Origin of the sequence: Bradyrhizobium sp. URHA0013 (genome assembly GCF_000518345.1) — a bacterium.
In the GTDB taxonomy this organism is placed as follows: domain Bacteria; phylum Pseudomonadota; class Alphaproteobacteria; order Rhizobiales; family Xanthobacteraceae; genus Bradyrhizobium.
This window is the reverse complement of the sequence record NZ_JADK01000007.1, coordinates 302011-322556: the sequence shown is the minus strand read 5'-3', so window position 1 is coordinate 322556 and position 20546 is coordinate 302011. Positions and strand designations below refer to the sequence as shown.

Here is a 20546-nt window from a genome sequence, read left to right as displayed (position 1 = left end):
TAGAGCGCGATCGGCGGTTTGTGACTCAAAGCAGTCATTGAGTAGGAGCCGTCCGCGACTGTGGAAGACCCGCGTAGCACTCGATCCCTAGAGGCAGCGACTCGCTTGACGGTCCAGCGACAAGGAAGGTCACCTAGGCCTTATGCGGCACCGCTTCGGCCTCGATAGCCGCGACAAGCTCGGGCGCAAGGTGCGCAGACAAACGTTGAATGATATTGAGTAGCTGTAAGATTTCCTGCTCACGCAAGGCGTCAATCTTGTTGTGCAGCAATTCGATTTCGAGTTCAGCCTTCACATTTATTCGGTAGTCGTGTTCTGCGTGCTTGCGATCAATCTCGGATTGACGGTTCTGGCTCATCATGATGATGGGCGCTGCGTAGGCTGCTTGGAAGGAAAGAACTAAGTTCAGCAAGATGAAGGGATAGGGGTCCCAATGATTGATGAATGCCATCATGTTCAGAACGATCCAGATGCCAAGTAGTACGCTCTGGATGATAATGAAACGCCAGGAGCCAACCGTTTCGGCCACCCGGTCAGCCAGGATCGCTCCCGGAGCTAGGGCAGGTTTGGGTGTGTTGCGTGCCGGCTTTTGCGCCCGAAGTTCTTGCAATCGCTGCTGATCCTCGAGACTTAGGTGTATTTTGTGGCTTTGCTCGCTGTTCATTTGCGTCCCCAGTAAACATCTGGGCGAGTAAGCGCTTTTTAGTGCTCGCCGCTCCACGGTCATACTAGGGCCATTCCGTGCCGATGTCGCTTATTAGCCCAACTCGGACCCAAGGTGAGGTGCGCTCACGCGGCTGCTGTCGGAGACGGAGCGGACCTCTACGACAGCGGCTCGGTTCACGGTCTAGCCGAGACCAGCGTCGACCTGAAAACATTGGCGCGTGATGCGCCGGCTCTCATCGGAGGCGAGGAACAGCGCCATGTTCGCGATGTCGTCGGGCGTCACCGCGTCGGGAATGGCCTGACGCGTGCGCAACTCGGCGATCGTCTGGTCGTCCGGGTACCACAGCCGGCGCTGACGCTCCGTGATCACCATCCCTGGCGCTATCGCGTTGACGCGGATGCGGTCGGGCCCGAGCGACCGGGCCAGGGAGTTGGTGAAGCCGACGATCGCGGCCTTCGCCGCGGCGTAGACCGGCAGCCCCGGCGCGCCGCGCATCCAGGCAATCGACGACATGTTGATGATCGAACCGCCGCCGCGCGCCTGCATCTGCGGCACCACCGCTTGCGCGGCAAAGAAGACGTGCTTGAGGTTGACACCGATCATCCAGTCGAACTCGGCCGGGGTTACCTCGGCCAGCACCTGACGCTGATCATTGGCGGCGTTGTTGACGAGAACCGCGGCGTCGCCCAGCGATCCGTGCACCTGCGCCATGGCGTTGCGCAAGGCGTCGATGTCGAGGAGGTCGCACGGCACGAACAAGGGTCCGGTCCCGGACGCAGCTTTCACTTCCGCGACCAGCGCCCGGCCGGCTGCTTCATCGAGATCCAGGAACGCGACGCGAGCCTCTTGGGCCGCGAACGCCCGCACGAAGGCGGCACCGATGCCGCTGGCACCACCGGTGATCAACACCACGCGATCCCTAAGACCGGCATAGCTCGTTTGTGTCATGCGATCAGTCGCTCCGTCTCAGGGTCGAACAGGCAGATGCGGCGCGTGTCGAGCGCGAACGGGGCGGCGGCTCCCGGTGTGGGGCGGATGTCCGGCGTGATGCGCGCCAGCGCAGGCTCGCCGCCAAGCCGCAGCAGCACGATCGTTTCGGCTCCCGTCGGCTCGACCATCTCCACCGGCGCGTGGACGACGACGGGTGGATCGGCGGAAAACACGCGGCTCCCCTCGGCGATGCATTCCGGCCTGATCCCGACCACCACGTCACGGCCGACAAAGGGGGCCGCCGCGTCGTATTGGCCAAGGCGGAGGCGGACCTCGTCCGGCCGTCCCGCGCCGATCACGACCACCGGGCCGCCGGAATCGGCGTCGAGCCGTGCCGGCATCGTGTTCATCGGCGGCGAGCCCATGAAACGAGCCACGAACAGATTGGCGGGATAGCGATACACGGTGTCAGGGTCGGCAAACTGCTGCACCACGCCCCGATGCATCACGGCGATGCGCGTCGCCATCGTCATCGCCTCGATCTGGTCGTGGGTGACATAGACGATGGTAGCGCCGATGCGCTGGTGCAGCCGCTTGATTTCCATCCGCATCTCGACGCGCAGCTTGGCATCGAGATTGGAGAGCGGCTCGTCGAACAGGAAGAGCAGGGGATCGCGTACCAGCGCCCGGCCCATCGCCACACGCTGGCGCTGGCCGCCGGAGAGCTGCGACGGCTTGCGGCCGAGCAGCGGCTCGATCTGGAGCAGCCGGGCCACGTTTGCCAGCGCCTTCTCCTGCTCCGCCTTCGGTACGTGGCGGCATTCCATGCCGAAGGTGATGTTCTGGCGCACTGTCATCGACGGATAGAGCGCGTAGGACTGGAACACCATGGCGATGTCGCGGTCCTTCGGCGGAATGTCGTTGACGATACGTCCGCCGATTTCCACGGTGCCTGCGCTCGGGAGGTCGAGCCCGGCGATGATGTTGAGCAGCGTGGACTTGCCGCAGCCGGATGGACCGACGAGCACGGTGAATTCACCGCTCTCGATGTCGAGATCGATGCCCTTCAGCACCTCCAGATTGGCGTAGCGCTTGGACAGGGAGCGAATGCTTAGGGCTGCCATGACAATCCGATCATTTCACGGCCCCGGCGGTGAGGCCGCGCACGAAATACTTGCCGCCGATCAGATAGATCAGCAGGGTCGGCAGGGCGGCGATCATCACCGCCGCGCTTTGCACGCCATGTTGCGGGATGTCGGCGACCGCGGCGGATAGCGCGATCAGCGCGGCGGTGACCGGCTGCTGCTGACCGGTCGTGAATGTCACGCCGTAGAGAAACTCGTTCCAGATATGCGTGAACTGCCAGATCACGGTGACGACCAGAATAGGCGGCGAGAGTGGCAGGATGATGCGCCAGAAAATACGAAAGAACCCGGCGCCATCGATGCGCGCAGCTCTTATCAAATCCTGCGGGATGGCAGTGTAGTAGTTTCGGCAGAACAAGACGGTAAAGGAGAGCCCCTGGATCGTATGGATCACGACCAGGCCAGTCAGCGTATTCATCAGGCCCGTATCGCGCAACACGATGGTCCAGGGAAGCAAGCGCATCTGCTGGGGAAGGAAGAGCCCAAGAGTCACGATGCCGTAGATCCAGCTATCGCCGCGAAAGCGCCAGAGCGATATGGCGTAACCGGCGACAGCACCAAGCAGGGTCGAGAAAATCGTCGCGGGGATCGTGACCAGCGCGGAGTTCAGCATGTACGGCCGGATGCCGGCGCAGGTCTCGGCGACGCAGAAACCGCTCCAGGCCGCGGCGTAGTTGCTCCATGCCCATTGCTTCGGCCAGCCGATCATAGAGGCCTGCGCGATCTCCTCGTTGGTACGGAGCGAATTCAGGACGACAACAGCCAATGGCGCGAGCCACGCTGCAGCGACCAGCGAGACGACGAGATAGATCAGAATCCGGCCTGGCGCGATGGTTCGCTCACGCATGGATCGCCCGCCGCCGCTGGACATAGCGCCAGGCTGCATAGGGCAGTAAAACCGCAAGAAGAATGAGCAACATGAGCACTGCCGCCGCCGCTCCCCGTCCGAGCAGGCTGCGCTGGAACATCAGGTCGTAGACGACGAGGGCCGGCAGTTGGGTCGCGATCCCGGGTCCGCCGTTGGTGAGCGCGCGGACGAGGTCGAAGGTCGAAATCGCGAACTGCAGCTGGATGACGATGACGGTGATGGTGATCGGCCAAAGGGTCGGCAGGATGACGCGCCGGTACATTCGGATCGGTCCGGCGCCGTCGATCTGCGCGGCCTTGATCAGGTCGGCGTCGACGGAGCGGAGGCCGGCCAGGAACAGCGCCATGGCGAAACCGGAGGATTGCCAGATCGCAGCGATAACGATGGTCCAAATAGCCATATCGCGATCGATCAGCCAGTCGAACCGGAAGGAGGTCCAGCCGAGGTCGCGGACCAGCTTCTGGATCCCGAGGCCAGGATTGAGCAGCCAACTCCAGACCGTGCCGGTGACCACGAATGACACCGCCAGAGGATAGAGGAAGATAGACCGCAGCAGGTTCTCGCCGCGAATGCGCTGATCGAGCAGGATCGCAAGGATGAGGCCGGTCGCCAGGCTCAGCAACACGAAGGCGCTGCCAAACAGCAGCAGATTGTCCAAGGCAATCTGCCAGTTCCGCGATGCTGCAACCGAAGAATAGTTGCGCAAACCGACCCAGCCCGAGACCGGGACCAGAGTGGACGGCGTGAACGATATCCAGATCGTCCACAGCGTAAACGCAATGAGATGCGCGGCCGACAACAGCAGCGGCACCCAGATCGTCAAATATTCGGGCAGCCGGCGTACCCAGTCAGCGGCCGCCGGGCGGCCCGGTGTTGTCGAGACGGCGATCGTCAACGTGAGCTCTCGACGGCGTCGACGAGGCGTATGGCCGCTTGCTCCGGCTTGATCGTCTTGTTCTTCACGTACTCCGTGATCACGTCGATGATCGCTGCGGTCATGCCGTTTTCCTGTGCCATGTTGTGCGCAAGACTGAGAACGGCCTGATTGCTGGCGATCGCGTCTTTCAGGGCTGCTGCGGTCCGCCGTTGACCGTCCGACCAGCCTTCGCCGGAGAGATCGACATCGGTGCGCACGGGGATCGATCCCGTGATCTGCGAATACATGGTCTGGATCGCTGGATCCATGACGAGCTGGGCCATCAGCGTCTGGCCGGCTTGCAAATCGGGCTCCTTGCGCTGCCAGAATATGAAGGCATCGGCATTCAACAGGAAGACCGGCTTGCTATTGTCGCTCGGGCCCGGGGCGATGATGAAGTCCTCGAACTTGAAGCCGGCGTTGCGCAAGACGCCCTGCGCCCACCCGCCCATGATCATCATCCCCATGTCGCCGTCGACAAAGCGCTTCAGGTTGGTCGAAAAGTGCTGGGCGCCGACGTTGGGGTCCATCCAGTCGGCAATCTTGCGCACCTGTACGAAGGCCGCCTTTATCTCGGGGCCTTCCAGGGCCTTCTTGTCGAGGTTCATGATGGCTGCGCGGTATGCGGTGGGACTGATGCCTGCCAAAGCGGCCTCGAATTTTTGGCCGTCGTCCGCGCGGGTGCCACCGTTGGCGATGGGATAGGGGACGCCGCCTGCTTTCATCTTCTCGGCGAGGTCGTTGAACTCAGCCCATGTGACGGGGATCTTGTCGGCCTTGGCCTTGTCCATCGCGCGTTTGGAGAGAAACAGCATGTTGGTGCTGTAGATCTGCAACGGCAGTGCAATCCACTTGCCCCCCGGCTTGTGCAATTTTGCAAGGTCTGGAGCGACAACCTTTTCGTATCCGGCGGCAGCGACGACGGCGTCGAGATCGACGGTTGGGGCAATCTTCGACCAGGCCGCGATCTCGGGACCTTTGAGCTGCGAGCAGGCCGGTGGATCGCCGGCCATGATCTGGGCACGCAGCTTGTTCATCATCTCGGTGGTGAAGCCGGGGACGGGCGAGTGCTGCCAAACTCCGCCTTTCTCCTCGAACTTCTTGCCGAGCGCCGTGATGGCCGCCCCGTCGCTGCCTGCGGACCATTGCGAGATCGCAGTCAGACGCGGCTTCACCGCGCTTTGCGCGCGGGCAAATGCCGGCAGCGCGAGCGCGGCCGCAGATCCGGCGAGCAGTTGGCGCCTTGTTGTCGTGATCGGCATGGCAAGTTCCTCCCGGTGTGAACTCTTTCGCGCGAGCGCCGCGCGGCATCAGGTATCTCAGGCGGCCTCGCTCGATGCGGCCGGCATGCCGCCGCGGCAAGCGAGGCAGAAAGCCGCGAACGCCAGCGCCGCCCGCGGATCGTTGCCATTCGACGGCGGCACGAAAGCGAGCGACACTTGCGCGTGCTTGCGGCCGCCCAACAGACAGGCGTCGATCCCCTCGACGAGCGCGTTGCGATCGTCCTCGGCGAGAAGCGACGGCCAGCCGCTGATCGCGACGCCCTTGCAGGGCTTCACGTTCAGCGTATTGCCGATCGCAAGGCCAAGCCGGAATAGCCGCCGGCGCAATTCCTGCCGCACGCGCGATGAGAGCGGCATCGCGGTCACCCATTCGCTGCCGAGCTGAAGCAATTCGGCTTCCGCGACGCCAAGAAGCTCGGCCAGGGCCGGAAGCGACGTATAGGCCTCGACGCAGCCATGATGACCACAGCGGCAAATTGGTCCGTCGGCTCCGAACACCATGTGGCCGAGCTCGACCGGCTGGAGAGCATCGTCCTCGATCGGATCATCCATCCAGGTGCCCGCGACGCCCTGACCGACAAAGACGAAGAGGTGCGCCCCGCTGAATGGATAGTTCTCCGTGCGGCAACGGTGAAAAATGGCGTGCGCGACGACGGAATTGGTGAACTCGACCGGCACGCCGGCAAAATTCTCGCCGAACATCTCGCTGATGCGCCCGACGTCGCAGGGGATGATCGGATTGCCTGACGCGCCCAGTCGTCCGAGACCTGGAATGGAGACGCCGATCTGCGCGAGGGGGATGCGCCGGCGCCGCGTCCAGTCGTGCAGCAATGTCATCGCCTCGCGAAACGCCCGGCCGACGGTCGCGACGGTCGGCGTCTTCGGTAGCGGCACATGCCAGGTGTGGTGCAGTTCGCCCGATAGGCCCCCGACGCCGACGCTGAGCCGCTGGGTGGTCAGCTCAAACGCCGCGAGCGCCACCTCGCCATCGAGCGACACGAGGCCCGTCGGGCCACCGACGTAAGGGGCAGGGCGCCGCACTTCCTCGATCAGGCCTTCGGCCTTCAGGTCGAACAGGATGCGCGACAGGCTCGCTTCCGACAGGCGCACGGCCTTCGCCAGCGGCGGCCGGAACGACCCGCCGGACTGAAGCAGATGAGTCAAAATGGCAGCACGCGTCTGCCGCCGACTTCTCGGCTGCTCCGGCATTTCCATCCCTATCGTCATTCTTACTTAGAGTAAGAATTTGCGCGCGAAGCGTTTCGACGTCAAGCGCCGGCCGAGGCATTGCGCCGACTTGTTGTTGTGCGCGGCAGCAAGATTGTATCGCGCAAAACAAAAACGGCGCCATCCGGAGATGGCGCCGCTTCGAAAGCCGTGATGGCTCGACTTACTTCCGGTCCTTGATCGCGACGTAGTCGCGGCGGGTGACGCCGGTGTAGAGCTGGCGCGGACGGCCGATCTTCTGCTGCGGATCCTCGATCATCTCGCTCCACTGGCTGATCCAGCCGACGGTGCGGGCGACCGCGAACAGCACGGTGAACATCGAGACCGGGAAGCCCATCGCCTTCAGCGTGATGCCCGAATAGAAGTCGACGTTCGGGTAGAGCTTGCGGTCGATGAAGTACTGGTCGCTGAGCGCGATCTTCTCGAGCTCGAGCGCCACCTTCAGCATCGGATCGTCGCCATGGCCAGTCTCCTTGAGCACGGCGTGACACATCTTCTGCATGATCTTGGCGCGCGGATCGTAGTTCTTGTAGACGCGGTGACCGAAGCCCATCAGGCGGACTTCAGAGTTCTTGTCCTTCACCTTGGCGATGAACTCGGGGATCTTGTCGACCGAGCCGATCTCGGCGAGCATCGCCAGCGCTGCTTCGTTGGCGCCGCCATGCGCCGGGCCCCACAGGCAGGCGATGCCGGCGGCAATGCAGGCGAACGGGTTGGCGCCGGAGGAGCCGGCGATACGCACCGTCGAGGTCGAGGCATTCTGCTCATGGTCGGCGTGCAGGATGAAGATCTTGTCCAGTGCATCCGCAAGCACCGGGTTGATCTTGTAGTCCTCGCACGGCACGGCGAAGCACATATGCAGGAAGTTCTCGGCGAACTTCAGCGAGTTCTTCGGATACACGAAGGGCTGGCCGACCGTGTACTTGTAGGCCATCGCAGCCAACGTCGGGATCTTGGCGATCATGCGCATGGAGGCGATCATGCGCTGTTTCGGATCGTTGATATCGGTTGAGTCGTGATAGAACGCGGCGAGCGCGCCGACAGCCGCCACCATGATCGCCATCGGATGGGCGTCGCGGCGGAAGCCCTGGAAGAAGCGGGCCATCTGCTCGTGCACCATCGTGTGATGGATCACGCGGTCGTCGAAATCCTTCTTCTGCGCGGCGGTCGGAAGCTCCCCGAACAGCAGCAGATAGCAGGTCTCGAGGAAGTCGCCATTCTCGGCGAGCTGCTCGATCGGATAGCCGCGGTATTCCAGCACGCCCGCGTCACCGTCGATATAGGTGATCTTGGACTGGCAGCTCGCGGTCGAGGTGAAGCCCGGGTCGTAGGTGAACAGGCCGGACTGGCCGTAGAGCTTGCCGATATCGATGACGTCGGGCCCGACGCTGCCGCTGTGGATCGGAAGATCGAAATTCTTGTTTCCGACCGTCAGTGTGGCGGTCTTATTGCTTGGTTTTGCGTCCATCAGAGGTCCCCGATGTATGGTGAAACGGGCCGGACCCGGAGGCCCCGATGAGATATCGCGGGGCAGGCCGGATGTTCCAGAAGGTACGGCTGAGATGGGTATATTATTGCTGTGTGCGCTGCAAGATGGCGCCACGCATGGTCGACTTACGTCGTAGCCTGGTCCTTGGGCCCGGGTCCTTAGCGCGGTCCTAGGGCCTATTCCGTGGCCTGATCTTTAAGCCGGGCCAGGCTTTCCTGGCGTCCCAGGACGTCCAAAACCTCGAATATGCCGGGCGACGTCGTCCGTCCCGTCAGCGCCGCCCGCAGCGGCTGGGCGACCGCGCCGAGCTTGAGATTATTTTCCTCGGCAAAGGCGCGCAGCGCGGCTTCCGCATTGGCCGCGCTCCACGTCTCGACTTTCTCCAGCGCGGAATGAAGCTGGCCGATCAGCTTGCGGTTCTCAGGCGTCAGCAGCGCTGCCGCCTTCGGATCAAGCTCCAGCGGCCGGTCCGCGAAGATGAAATAGGCGCCGTCGATCAGCTCGATCAGCGTCTTGGCGCGCTCCTTCAGGGCCGGCATGGCCTTCAGCAGCTGCGCGCGCGTGGTGTCGTTTAACTTGGCCTTAAGCTCGTCGCGGCTGGGCACGACGTGGTCGAGTACGTCCTCGAACATCTTCACGAGTGATTGATCGTCGGCATTGCGGATGTAGTGGCCGTTGAGGTTTTCCAGCTTGGCGAAATCGAAGCGCGCTGCTGCGCGGCCGACGCTGGCGAGGTCGAACGCCGCGATCATCTCCTCGGTCGAGAAGATTTCCTGGTCGCCATGGCTCCAGCCGAGCCGGACTAGATAGTTGCGGAGCGCGGACGGGAGGTACCCCATGGCGCGGTAGGCATCGACGCCAAGCGCGCCGTGCCTCTTGGAGAGCTTCGAACCGTCCGGGCCGTGGATCAGGGGGATGTGGGACATGCTCGGCAGCGTCCAGCCCATCGCGTCGTAGATCTGCTTTTGGCGGGCCGCGTTGATCAAATGGTCATCGCCGCGGATGACATGGGTGACACCCATATCGTGGTCGTCGACCACCACCGCGAGCATGTAGGTCGGGTTGCCATCGCCGCGCAACAGGACGAGGTCGTCGAGATTCTCGTTCTGCCAGACCACGCGGCCCTGGACCTGATCTTCGATCACGGTCTCGCCGGTCTGGGGCGCGCGGAGCCGGATGGTGGGCTTCACGTCGATTGGGGCCGTCGCCGGATCGCGGTCTCGCCACAGGCCGTCATAGAGGCGCGTGCGCCCCTCGGCGCGCGCCTTCTCGCGCATCGCGGTGAGCTCCTCGGCGCTCGCGTAGCAACGATAGGCCTTACCCTCGGCGAGCAGCTGCTCGGCGACCTCGCGGTGGCGGGCGGCGCGGCTGAACTGGTAGATAACGTCGCCATCCCAGCCGAGCTCCAGCCATTTCAGGCCGTCGAGGATGGCGCCGATCGCCGCCTCGGTGGAGCGCTCCCGGTCGGTATCCTCGATCCGTAGCAGCATCTTGCCGCCGTGCTTCTTCGCATAGAGCCAGTTGAACAGCGCCGTGCGCGCGCCCCCGATATGGAGGAAGCCGGTCGGCGAGGGAGCAAAGCGGGTGACGACGGGAGAGGTCATTCTTGGCAGGGCCTATGCATTGGAGGCGGTGGTATATAACAGGACCGGAGCATAACTAAAGCCCGGCAGCGGACCGCCAAGGGTTGCTTGAGACCTTGCTTAAGCCCTTGGCTCAGCCAAGGGAATTTGGCAGAAGGGCCGCTGATTTCCCTACAGGATTTTCGTAATGACAGAACCGGTGGCGAACGAGGTTGGGCGCGATTTCATTCGTGACATCATCCAGGCCGACCTCGACCAGGCCAAATACAAGGAGATCGTGACCCGGTTCCCGCCGGAGCCGAACGGCTATCTCCATATCGGCCACGCCAAGTCGATCGCGCTTAATTTCGGCATTGCCCAGGAATTTCCGGGCCGCTGCCATCTGCGCTTCGACGACACCAATCCGGTCAAGGAAGAGCAGGAATATATCGATTCCATCCAGGCCGACGTGCGCTGGCTCGGCTTCGACTGGGGCAAGAACCTGTTCTTCGCTTCGGACTATTTCGATCGCCTCTATGAATGGGCGGAGCGGCTGATCCGAGACGGGCTTGCCTATGTCGACGACCAGACCCAGGAGGAGATCCGTCTTGCGCGCGGCACGCTGACCGAGCCCGGCAAGAACTCGCCCTTCCGCGATCGCACCGTGGATGAAAACCTCGACCTGTTCCGTCGCATGAAGGCGGGCGAATTCCCGAACGGCGCGCGCGTGCTGCGGGCCAAGATCGACATGGCTGCGGGCAACATCAATCTGCGCGACCCCGTGCTGTACCGCATCCTGCATGCGCACCATCCGCGCACCGGGACCAAGTGGAGCATCTATCCGAGCTACGACTATGCCCACGGCCAGTCGGACGCGATCGAAGGCATCACGCACTCGATCTGCACGCTGGAGTTCGAGGACCATCGGCCGCTCTATGACTGGTTCATCGAGAAGCTGCCGGTGCCCTCGAAGCCGCACCAGTACGAATTCGCGCGGCTGAACCTGACCTACACGCTGCTGTCCAAGCGCGTGCTGACCCAGCTCGTCCGCGAGGGCCATGTCGCGGGCTGGGACGATCCGCGCATGCCGACCATGGCGGGGATGCGCCGCCGCGGCGTACCGCCGGCCGCCCTTCGCGAATTCGTCAAGCGCATCGGCGTGGCGAAGGCCAACAGCGTTGTCGACGTCGGCATGCTCGAGTTCTGCATCCGTGAGGAGCTCAACCGCACGTCGCAGCGGCGGATGGCGGTGCTGAAGCCGCTCAAGGTCGTGATCGAGAACTATCCGGAAGGGCAGACCGAGGAGCTCGAGGCGATCAACCATCCTGACGATCCCTCTGCCGGCACCCGGAAGATCACGTTCGGCCGCGAGCTCTATATCGAGCAGGACGACTTCATGGAGAACCCGCCGAAAAAGTTCTTCCGTCTGTCGCCGGGCAACGAGGTGCGGCTGCGCTACGCCTATTTCGTCAAGTGCACCGGCGTCATCAAGAACGATGCCGGCGAGGTGGTGGAGCTGCGCTGCACCTACGATCCCGCGACCAAGGGCGGTAACGCGCCCGATGGCCGCAAGGTCAAGGCCACCATGCACTGGCTGTCGGCGGCAACATCCGTGCCCGCGGAAATCCGCATCTACAACCAGCTGTTTGCCAATCCGAGCCCGGACGCCTCGAACTTCGCTGCGGACCTCAATCCGCAGTCGCTCGAGATTTTGGCTGACGCTCGGATCGAAGCATCAGTCGCGGAAAGCAATTCGACCGAGCCGATGCAGTTCGAGCGCCAGGGCTATTTCGTGCGCGACAAGGACTCGACGCCCGACAGACCGGTATTTTCCAGGACCATCGGCCTGCGCGACACGTTCGCGAAGGAAGTTGCCAAAGGCTGAAAAGAGCTGCGAGACCACAATGAGCAACGAAGCCGACGCCATCGTTTCCGCCATCATCGCGAAATGGCGCGCCGGCTTCGCCACGCTCGATGCGGCCGCGCTCTCATCGCTCTATGCGAGGAATGCGTTCTTCTTCGGCTCCAACCCAAAGCTCTACCGGGGCAGGGACGGCGTCGCAGACTATTTCAACGGCCTGCCACGCTGGCGCAAGCCGAGCGCGTTATTTTCCGAGGTGAAGGCGGCGCAGGCAGGTCCTGATCTGATCAATATGGCCGCGAGCATCTCGTTCGATCTCGCCGGCGAACGCCCCGATCTCTCGGTCAAGATGAGCTGGGTCATCATTCGCGAGGACGGCGACTGGAAGATCGTCAATCACCATGCTTCTTCGCAGGCGCCGCTGATCTGACCAGTGGAGCACACGACTTCGTCATCCTCGTGAGAGAACGAACATGCACCTCGCGCGTTGGGGTGGGCCCAATAAGGAACCCACCATGCAGAACATCGCAGAGCATATGGAAGTCATCGGCGCCGACGGCGTCCACATCGGCACCGTCGACAAGGTCGAAGGCAATCGCATCAAGCTGACCAAGAAGGACAGCGGCGAGGGCAGCCACAAGGGGCATCATCACTTCATCGACAAGGGCCTCGTCGCCGATATCGAGGGCAACAAGGTCCGGCTGTCGGCCAAGGCCGATGTCGCTGTGACGATGGAAGAGGAAAAGTAGCGATCGCAACCTTTCGTTCCTGATCCGTACCGCTATCCGCCCGCCTGCACGTTCCGGTAGCTTCTGACTTCGTTGCGTATCATCGAGTGCACGAAATGGCGGAGCCGGGCCGGCCGGTACGGTCGCAGGGGATCGCAGGGACGTGGCCCGCGGGCCGCACCGCGTCCGCGGGCGGCCTCGCGCCTGCAGGCCTCGACCTCTGGACATCGCTGGCCGAGACCCTCCGCGCATGGCTACGCGCCGAGGCTGGCGCCGGGCGGCTGTTGCCGTGGGTGCCCGTAGCGTTTGGCTGCGGCATCGCGCTTTATTTCTCTGCCGATCACGAGCCAGTACTGTGGGTCGTTGCCACGACCGCCATCGCACTCCTGCTTGGCGCGGCTCTGTTGCGGCGGAGCCGGCTGTTCGCCCCAGCCATCATGATCGCGGCGGTCGCGGCCGGCTTTGCCGTCGCGACCTGGAAGACGGCGCGCATCGCCCACCCGGTGCTGGCAAAGGCGCTCTATTCGGTGTCGTTGTCGGGCTTTGTCGAGGCTCGCGACATCCGCGAGCGTACCGATCGTTTCGTGCTGCGCGTCACTGCGATGGAGGCGCAACGCAGCGACGTCAGGCTTGAGCGCGTGCGCCTGTCGGTCCGCAAAGGCACCGCGCCGGAGGTCGGTAGCTTCGTTCAGCTGAAGGCACGGTTGATGCCGCCGCTCGCGCCGGTGCGGCCCGGCAGCTACGACTTTTCGCGTGACATGTTCTTCCAGGGCATCGGCGCCTCCGGCTTCGCGATGGGCGCAATCACGGTGGCGCCGCCGCCTGAGACCGCCGGCTTGCGGCTGCGTTATGCGGCCTTCATGCAAGGCCTGCGCGATGCGATCGATGCCCGCATCCGGGCGACGCTCGACGGCGACAACCGGGCGATCGCGACCGCGCTGCTTACCGGGCGGCGCGATGCGATCACCACGCCCGTCAACGATGCGATGTTCATCTCCGGTCTCGGCCACGTGCTCTCGATTTCCGGCTATCACATGGCCGTCGTTGCCGGTGTCGTGTTCTTCGCGGTGCGCGCGCTGCTCGCTCTGATCCCGGGACTTGCGGCCGGCTTCGCCATCAAGAAATGGTCGGCGGCCGCCGCGCTGGTCGCTGCTGCGTTCTACCTGCTGCTGTCGGGCGCGGAGGTCGCAACGCAAAGATCGTTCTTCATGACGGCGGTGGTGCTGATCGCGGTGATGGTCGATCGCCGCGCCATCACCTTTCGCACGCTTGCTGTCGCCGCGCTGATCGTGCTGGCGGTCGCGCCGGAAGCACTGGTGCATCCGAGCTTCCAGATGTCGTTTGCAGCAACGCTCGGGCTGGTGGCGCTGGTGCAGATCGGCATGCCCAATTTGTTTGCCTCGCCGGACCATTCGGCGACCGCGCGCATTGCGATGTGGGGTGGCCGCGAGATCGCGATGCTGTTCATGGCCTCGCTGATTGCGGGACTTGCGACCACGCCCTACGCCGCTTTCCATTTCCACCGTGTCACGCCGTTTGGCGTGCTTGCCAATCTCGGCGCGATGCCGGTGGTCTCGGCGCTGGTGATGCCGGCGGGATTGTTGGGGCTGCTTGCTGCGCCGTTCGGGCTGGACAGCGTGTTCTGGTGGCTGATGGGGATCGGCATCGAGTGGATGGTCGCGGTCTCGCGCTGGGTCGCGGCCTTACCGGGCGCGGTCGGCCGCATCCCGGCGTTCGGGATCACGCCGCTGATCGCGGCGAGCCTGGGAATCATTGTGCTAGGCTTGTTGCGCACGCCGCTACGCTGGTCCGGCGCCCTGGTCCTGCTGGCAGCGATCCTCTGGGGACTGTCGGCGCGGCAGCCCGACATCCTGATTGCCGGGGATGGCGCCAGCGTCGCGGTGCGGGGCAGGGACGGATATCTGCACCTGATCAGAACGAGCAAGGACAGCTTTTTGCTCAAGGAATGGCTCGCTGCCGACGCCGATCCGCGCGATGCCGGCAGAGCCTCGCTGGCCGATGGCGTGTCCTGTGACGAATCGGGCTGCGTGACGCCACTGGCCGACGGGAGGTTGGTCGCGCTGGCACTGCGCGTCGACGCTCTCGCGGACGATTGCAGTCGGGCCGCGCTGGTGGTGACGGCACGTCCCGCGCCGCCCGATTGCGCGGCGATGGTGGTCGATCGGCAGCGGCTCGCCAGCCAGAGCGCGCTGGCGCTAATGCAGCGTGGTGACGGCTTTGCGGTTCAGGCGGTGAGGGCGAGAGGCGCGAGCCGCCCCTGGTTGCCAGCCGGCGCAGGCGAGGGTGATTTCGACGGCAGCCTTGCGCCCAAGGCGATCGCGCCCCGCATCAAGGACGCAACGCCGGCGGAGACCGACTTGCAGGCCGACGATTGATCTGACGGTGCGGAGCAATGCAGTGGATTGGTGCATCTGCTCGGATTCACTGGGCGCAAACCGCGCCATCTCGCCGGCCACGGCCGGCGATGGCGATTCAATCTTGACCTCCGACCTCGTAGCCGGCTGCGTCAGCCGATCGGCAGGCGCGTGACGGTCGGCTGCCTGTCGACGATGACCTGCGCCTTGTGCTCGCGCTCCGTCACCGGCTGGGTCACAGGCAGTTGCAGCACGGTCGCGCGCTGGCCTTCGACGAGCTGCGTCACCAGCACATATTTGCCGTCGGGGAATTCGATCGCGTCGTGATGGCGGTCGGGAACGTGCGGATCGATCTTGCCGAACTTGCCCACGCGGGAATTGATGGTGCGCGTCCAGATCCAGCGATTGTCGTAGCGAACGTCGTCGGCGAAGGCGAGCTCCGTTCCCGGCAGCAGGCAGACGGCAACAGACGGATCGGCTGCCGAGGCGAAGCCGCGCGTCGAGGTGCCGCGGAAGCTTGTCGTGACGATCGTCTCGCCGACTTCGGCGGGGCGCGACGCGACGGCATGCAGGCTGTAGTCACACATCGGGTGCTCCTCATGCTGGGATAGCAACCCGCGTCTCTTAATCGAGGCGCAGGCCTCTATCAGAGTTGAAGCATGAACGCTCTGCTTGGTTGTGGGCAAATCTGCGGCTGGTTTCCGCGAGCCGCGATCACATTATCTTTCCCGAATTCAATAGGAACAAAGCGAGTTGCGATGCATTCGGGAGGCGCGTGCGCGAATATCGCCGGCTTGACTGCAACGGTCGAGCTTGATCGCTGGCCGCTGTTTCCTCGAACACTTGCGCCGCGAACCAGTTCCGCTTCGTGGGCGTCGCGAGGAGCCAGCGCCGAAGGACGGGCCAGATAGTCTGTGCAGAACCAGAAAGACTACCCAGCCGGAGCGGACGATGATCCGCTCCAATCCCTGACCGGCGATGCCGATCGGAAGCGCGCGCGGCGCCAAGCACTCCCGGTATCAAGTACTCCCGGTATCAGTACTTCCGGTAAAGCCCGATCAGCTTGCCCTGAATCTTCACCCGGTTGGGCGGCAGGATGCGGACCTCATAGGCCGCGTTGGCGGGCTCGAGCGCGATCGAGGCGCCGCGACGGCGGAAGCGCTTCAGCGTCGCTTCCTCGTCGTCGATCAGCGCCACCACGATGTCGCCGGTATCGGCGCTCTCGTTGCGCTGAATCAGCGCCATGTCGCCGTCAAGGATGCCGGCCTCGACCATGGAATCACCGCGCACTTCGAGCGCGTAATGCTCGCCCGAGCCGAGCATGTCAGGCGGTACGCTGATAGTATGGCTGCGGGTCTGCAACGCCTCGATCGGCGTGCCGGCCGCGATGCGGCCCATCACCGGCACCGCGACGGGACGTTCGCCGTCGTCCGCGGGCAGGCTGGAGCTCGCACGCACCTTGCCGAGATTGCCCTCGATGACGCTCGGCGTGAAGCCGCGGCGGCTGCCGGCGGCTGCCTGGAGCTCCGGCAGCTTGATGACTTCAATCGCACGAGCGCGGTTGGGCAGGCGTCGGATGAAGCCACGCTCCTCGAGCGCCGTGATCAGGCGATGGATGCCCGACTTCGAGCGCAGGTCGAGCGCATCCTTCATCTCGTCGAAGGAGGGCGGTACGCCGCTTTCCTTCAGACGTTCACTGATGAACCGCAGAAGCTCGTATTGTTTGCGCGTTAACATCTCGACCAAAGTCCCCCGGTTGATGTCGTCCGATTCCGAGACGCTGAATTCGGCAATATGCCGCTACATGCTCGAAACAAATCATGAACGGACACTATATGTTCGATACATGTTCCGCAACTGCTTAATTTACCGTGAACAGAGCAAAGTTGGCGGAACGCGCATTGCCGGGGCGCTCAGACAGGGAGCCGCAACACTTCGCAAGCCGTGCCGGCTTCGGCCTTCGGCGCGAACGGTGCGCGCACGAGAAGTACCTGTGCTGCAGCGAGATTCGCAAGCAGCGAAGAGTCCTGATGATTGACGGGAAGAACGACGCGTGTGCCATCGTCACGCTCCTCCAGATGCGCGCGCAGATAGTCCTCGCGCTGGTCGTTGGCGCTGACATCGCGGCCGAGCACGGCGCGCTCACGGCGATGGTGAAGCACTGAACGGCCCGACAGGGCACGAATCAGCGGCACCATGAACAGGAAAGCGCACACGTAGGACGACACGGGATTGCCCGGCAGACCGATCACGCCCATTGCGCCGAGCCGCCCGTGCATCATCGGCTTGCCTGGCCGCATCGCGATCTTCCAGAACGCCATCGCGATGCCTTCGTCCCGCAGTGCCTGCTGGACCAGATCGTGGTCGCCGACCGATGCGCCTCCGGTCGTGATCAGGATGTCGGCGCCGCTCTCACGGGCGCGGCGGATGCCGGCGGTGGTGGCCTCCAGCGTGTCGGCGGCAATACCGAGGTCGATGGTCTCGGCGCCTTCGCTGCGGGCGAGCGCGTGCAGGGCGTAGCCGTTGGAATAGACGATCTGGCCGTGGCCGGGCGTGCTGCCCGGCATCACCAACTCGTCGCCGGTGGCGAGAATCGCGACCTTCGGACGCCCGTAAACGGCAAGGTGCGGATGATTCATCCCGGCGGCGAGCGCGAGGTCGCGCTCGGTGAGACGGCTTCCCTTGCGCAGGAGCACGTCGCCCTCGCGGAAATCGACGCCGGCGGGGCGGATGTGCCGACCGGCGATCGCGGCTTCCTTGATCGTGACACGCTTGCCGGCGGCGACGGTGTCCTCCTGGATCACGACGGCGTCCGCGCCACCGGGAACGACGCCGCCCGTGAAGATCCGCACGGCCTCGCCGGCGCCGACCATCCCCGCGAACGGTCGGCCCGCCGCGACTTCGCCGATGATGGTGAGCTCCGAATCGATCGTCGCGGCATCGGCCGCTCGCACCGCGTAGCCGTCCATCGCCGACATCGCCTGCGGCGGCTGCGTGCGCCGCGCCGCGACGTCACGCGCGAGCACGCGATGGTAGGCCTGGTCGAGGGAGATCATTTCCTCCGGCAGCGGCTCTGCACCCGCCAGCACCGCGGCAAGCGCGTCGGAAACCGGCATCAAGGCCACGGCGAAAACTCCTGCTCGGCACGTTCGGGCGAATGTTCCGCACGTCTTCTAGCCGAGCGCGGGCGCAGAGGCAAAACAGCCGAGCGGGTGCAGTCATCCCACCGCATTGTTCCGGAAGGCAGGATCAAGCGCGTTGCGGCATGATCCGAAGAACGTGCCAGATCGGCAGGACAATGGTCATGGCAAGACGAGAACGACGAGCGCCCCGGCCTGCATCGATCAGCTCCCTGGCTGCCCGTGAGTTACGTCGGGCGCCTTGGGTCCCTGATCCTTGTCGGGCAGCGGATCGGCCTGGGATTTCAGGTCGGCGGCCTTGCTCACAAGCTTGGCGGAAAGATCCGAATCTGAAGTTGTCCTGGCGAATTCAAGAAGAAGAGAGGCCTGCTTGGTGAGGTAGGTTTTGCCCAACACGATGATGCATCCGTCTGTAGAAGTCCCAACGGACTCTAGAGTCCGGAAGACGGTATTCCGTTCCGGGAACTCTGTATAAAAATGCACAAAGTGATCGGGTTCCTAAACTTCTTCAAAATTAGTCGCGTTGGGCCGCATCTCCGGGGGTCTCGCGGCGGCAGATCGTCGTCAGATGCCCAATGCTTTCAATGCGTTCCCCACATCACGCGGCGAAGTCACATGCACGGCCGTCAAGCCGCGCGCCCGCGCTCCCTCGATGTTTTCAGCAAGATCGTCGAAGAACACGATACGCCCGGCGGGCACGCCGATCGCCGCGACGACGTGGTCGAAGGCCTCGGCATCCGGTTTGCGCAGGCCGATGCTGGACGACAAATACAGCTCGCGGAAATGGCCGAGGAGGTCGGCATATTCCCTTGAGAAATGGTCCACGTGTGGCCGGTTGGTGTTGGAGAAAGCGTACAGCGGCATCTGCTTCGCTGCCCGCGGCAGCAGCTCGGCGATGTCAGGCATTTCGCCGGCGAAGATCGCGTTCCAGCCTTCCAGGAACTGCGCATCCGAAATGCCGATTCCGAGCGAGGCTCGCAGTGAGGCGAAATAGTCCTCATCGCTGATCTTGCCCATCTCGTGCAACCGATAGGCTTCGCTGTCCCGCACATAGCGCGCGACGATGGCTTCAGGCTTGCAGCCGGCATGTCCCGCCCAACAGGCGATCGCCTTGGAGAAATCAATATCGAGCACCACGCGGCCGAGATCGAACAGAAGCGCATCCGCGCTGCCGGGAGAGAGCGATGTCACCTGCATCCTTTCACTCAGTATCGATATGGCTCGTGGTCGAACAGTGGAAACGCGCTGAACACGCTCGGCGCGTTGGTTGCGGTCGCGTGGTGCAGGCAGGATTTGTTGACCTCGGCGAACGAGGTCGCACCCAAGAGGCCGAGGCAGCGCAGCACTTCGTCCTCGAGCAGCTCCAGCATGCGCGCCACGCCGGCTTCGCCGGCCGCCGCCAGCGCCCAGCATTGCAGCCGGCCGATGCCGACGAGGTCGGCGCCCGCTGCGATCGCCTTGACGATGTCGGTGCCGCGACAGACACCGCCATCGACCATGATCTTTGCGCGGCCGTTCACGGCGTCAACGATCTCGGGCAGCACGTGCATGGCGCCGCGACCGTGATCGAGCTGACGGCCGCCATGGTTGGAGACGTAGATCCATTCGACGCCGTGATCGATCGCGATCAGCGCGTCCTCTGCCGTCGCGATGCCCTTGAGGATCAGCGGGATCTTGAACTTGTCCTTGATCATCTTCACGGTCCGCCACTCCAGACCTTTCTGGTAATCGCCGCCGGTGGCGCGCAGGCGACTCTCGCGAACGTAGCGCTTGGCGATGTCACGTTCGCGACGGCTGTAATGAGCGGTATCGACGGTCAGGCAGAAGGCGGCATAGGCGTTCTTCTCAGCCCGGCTGACGACGTCGGCGACGAAGGCGTCGTCGCCGCGCACATAGAGCTGGTAGAGCCGCAGCGCGTCGGGCGCACCTTCGGCGGTCTTCTCGAGGCCGGGCTCGGACACTGAACTGAGCATGTGCGCCGCACCGAAAGTGCCGCAGGCGCGTGCCACGCTCGCGGCGCCATCCGGATCGAAGATCTCGAGCGCGCCGACGGGGGCGAGCACCACCGGCAGGCGCATCTTGCGGCCGAACTGCTCGACCGAGCCGGTGACCTTGCGGACATCGCGCAGCACACGCGGGCGGAAGGCGATCTCGTCCAGCGCCATGCGGTTGCGACGCATCGTGGTCTCGGTTTCGGCCGCGCCGACGATATAATCCCAGGCATTCTGGTTGAGGTTGGAACGCGCTTTCCGGATGAATTCGTGCAGATTCTGGAACGGCTCGGTGCTGGCGCCGAGCTCGACGTTCCTGTCCGGCTGGATGCGGGGTGCTTCGTTCATTGTTATCCTCCCGAGA

19 protein-coding genes are annotated in these 20546 nt (G+C 63.9%); 4 read left to right on the top strand and 15 right to left on the bottom strand.

Features of this window, described 5'->3' with window-relative positions:
- Positions 1-133 precede the first annotated feature (133 nt).
- From N551_RS0111710 to gltX, 9 genes are all read right to left on the bottom strand, one after another.
- Entirely contained in the window at positions 134-664 is a 531-nt protein-coding gene (locus tag N551_RS0111710; RefSeq protein ID WP_027567144.1) for a DUF1003 domain-containing protein, read from the bottom strand.
- 183 nt (positions 665-847) lie between these two features.
- On the bottom strand, positions 848-1615 hold the full coding sequence (locus tag N551_RS0111705; RefSeq protein ID WP_027567143.1) for an SDR family NAD(P)-dependent oxidoreductase: 768 nt from the start codon (positions 1613-1615) through the stop codon (positions 848-850).
- Positions 1612-2721 (bottom strand): ABC transporter ATP-binding protein, encoded by a 1110-nt coding sequence (locus N551_RS0111700; RefSeq protein WP_027567142.1) that lies wholly within the window; start codon positions 2719-2721, stop codon positions 1612-1614. The genes N551_RS0111705 and N551_RS0111700 overlap by 4 nt, the downstream gene beginning before the upstream one ends.
- Positions 2722-2731: 10 nt before the next feature.
- Complete coding sequence (locus tag N551_RS0111695) at positions 2732-3589, bottom strand: carbohydrate ABC transporter permease (RefSeq protein ID WP_027567141.1); 858 nt, start codon at positions 3587-3589, stop codon at positions 2732-2734.
- Positions 3582-4505, bottom strand: coding sequence for a carbohydrate ABC transporter permease (locus N551_RS0111690; protein ID WP_027567140.1), 924 nt, complete (start codon positions 4503-4505; stop codon positions 3582-3584). Before N551_RS0111690 ends, N551_RS0111695 begins: the two co-directional genes overlap by 8 nt.
- Complete coding sequence (locus N551_RS0111685; RefSeq protein WP_027567139.1) at positions 4502-5788, bottom strand: ABC transporter substrate-binding protein; 1287 nt, start codon at positions 5786-5788, stop codon at positions 4502-4504. The genes N551_RS0111690 and N551_RS0111685 overlap by 4 nt, the downstream gene beginning before the upstream one ends.
- Positions 5789-5845: 57 nt before the next feature.
- Positions 5846-7024, bottom strand: coding sequence for an ROK family transcriptional regulator (locus N551_RS0111680; protein WP_027567138.1), 1179 nt, complete (start codon positions 7022-7024; stop codon positions 5846-5848).
- Positions 7025-7199: 175 nt separating this feature from the next.
- On the bottom strand, positions 7200-8504 hold the full coding sequence (gene gltA / locus N551_RS0111675) for a citrate synthase (protein ID WP_027567137.1): 1305 nt from the start codon (positions 8502-8504) through the stop codon (positions 7200-7202).
- A 197-nt stretch (positions 8505-8701) separates the two neighbouring features.
- Complete coding sequence (gene gltX, locus N551_RS0111670; RefSeq protein WP_027567136.1) at positions 8702-10129, bottom strand: glutamate--tRNA ligase; 1428 nt, start codon at positions 10127-10129, stop codon at positions 8702-8704.
- A 166-nt stretch (positions 10130-10295) separates the two neighbouring features.
- Here gltX and N551_RS0111665 point away from each other — a divergent pair, with 166 nt between their 5' ends.
- The 4 genes from N551_RS0111665 to N551_RS0111650 all read left to right on the top strand — a co-directional run bounded on the left by N551_RS0111665 (position 10296) and on the right by N551_RS0111650 (position 15072).
- Positions 10296-11972 carry a glutamine--tRNA ligase/YqeY domain fusion protein gene (locus tag N551_RS0111665; RefSeq protein ID WP_027567135.1) on the top strand — a complete coding sequence of 559 codons (1677 nt, stop codon included), beginning with the start codon at positions 10296-10298 and terminating at the stop codon, positions 11970-11972.
- 19 nt (positions 11973-11991) lie between these two features.
- Entirely contained in the window at positions 11992-12378 is a 387-nt protein-coding gene (locus N551_RS0111660; protein WP_027567134.1) for an SgcJ/EcaC family oxidoreductase, read from the top strand.
- Between the two features lie 85 nt (positions 12379-12463).
- On the top strand, positions 12464-12697 hold the full coding sequence (locus tag N551_RS0111655) for a DUF2171 domain-containing protein (protein WP_007610829.1): 234 nt from the start codon (positions 12464-12466) through the stop codon (positions 12695-12697).
- A 95-nt stretch (positions 12698-12792) separates the two neighbouring features.
- Positions 12793-15072 carry a ComEC/Rec2 family competence protein gene (locus N551_RS0111650; protein ID WP_027567133.1) on the top strand — a complete coding sequence of 760 codons (2280 nt, stop codon included), beginning with the start codon at positions 12793-12795 and terminating at the stop codon, positions 15070-15072.
- 131 nt (positions 15073-15203) lie between these two features.
- On the opposite strand, the gene N551_RS0111645 is transcribed toward N551_RS0111650, so the two are convergent.
- From N551_RS0111645 to N551_RS0111620, 6 genes are all read right to left on the bottom strand, one after another.
- Positions 15204-15638, bottom strand: a complete 435-nt coding sequence (locus N551_RS0111645) for a hypothetical protein (RefSeq protein ID WP_027567132.1) — start codon at positions 15636-15638, stop codon at positions 15204-15206.
- A 448-nt stretch (positions 15639-16086) separates the two neighbouring features.
- Positions 16087-16788: a transcriptional repressor LexA gene (gene lexA / locus N551_RS0111640; RefSeq protein WP_027567131.1), complete on the bottom strand. Its 702-nt coding sequence runs from the start codon at positions 16786-16788 to the stop codon at positions 16087-16089.
- Between the two features lie 176 nt (positions 16789-16964).
- A complete protein-coding gene (gene glp, locus N551_RS0111635) occupies positions 16965-18176 on the bottom strand; it encodes a gephyrin-like molybdotransferase Glp (RefSeq protein ID WP_027567130.1) in 1212 nt (403 codons plus the stop codon).
- A 219-nt stretch (positions 18177-18395) separates the two neighbouring features.
- A complete protein-coding gene (locus N551_RS0111630; protein WP_027567129.1) occupies positions 18396-18587 on the bottom strand; it encodes a hypothetical protein in 192 nt (63 codons plus the stop codon).
- 168 nt (positions 18588-18755) lie between these two features.
- Positions 18756-19388 (bottom strand): HAD family phosphatase, encoded by a 633-nt coding sequence (locus N551_RS0111625; protein WP_027567128.1) that lies wholly within the window; start codon positions 19386-19388, stop codon positions 18756-18758.
- Positions 19389-19396: 8 nt separating this feature from the next.
- Complete coding sequence (locus N551_RS0111620) at positions 19397-20530, bottom strand: alpha-hydroxy acid oxidase (RefSeq protein WP_027567127.1); 1134 nt, start codon at positions 20528-20530, stop codon at positions 19397-19399.
- Between the last annotated feature and the right edge of the window lie 16 nt (positions 20531-20546).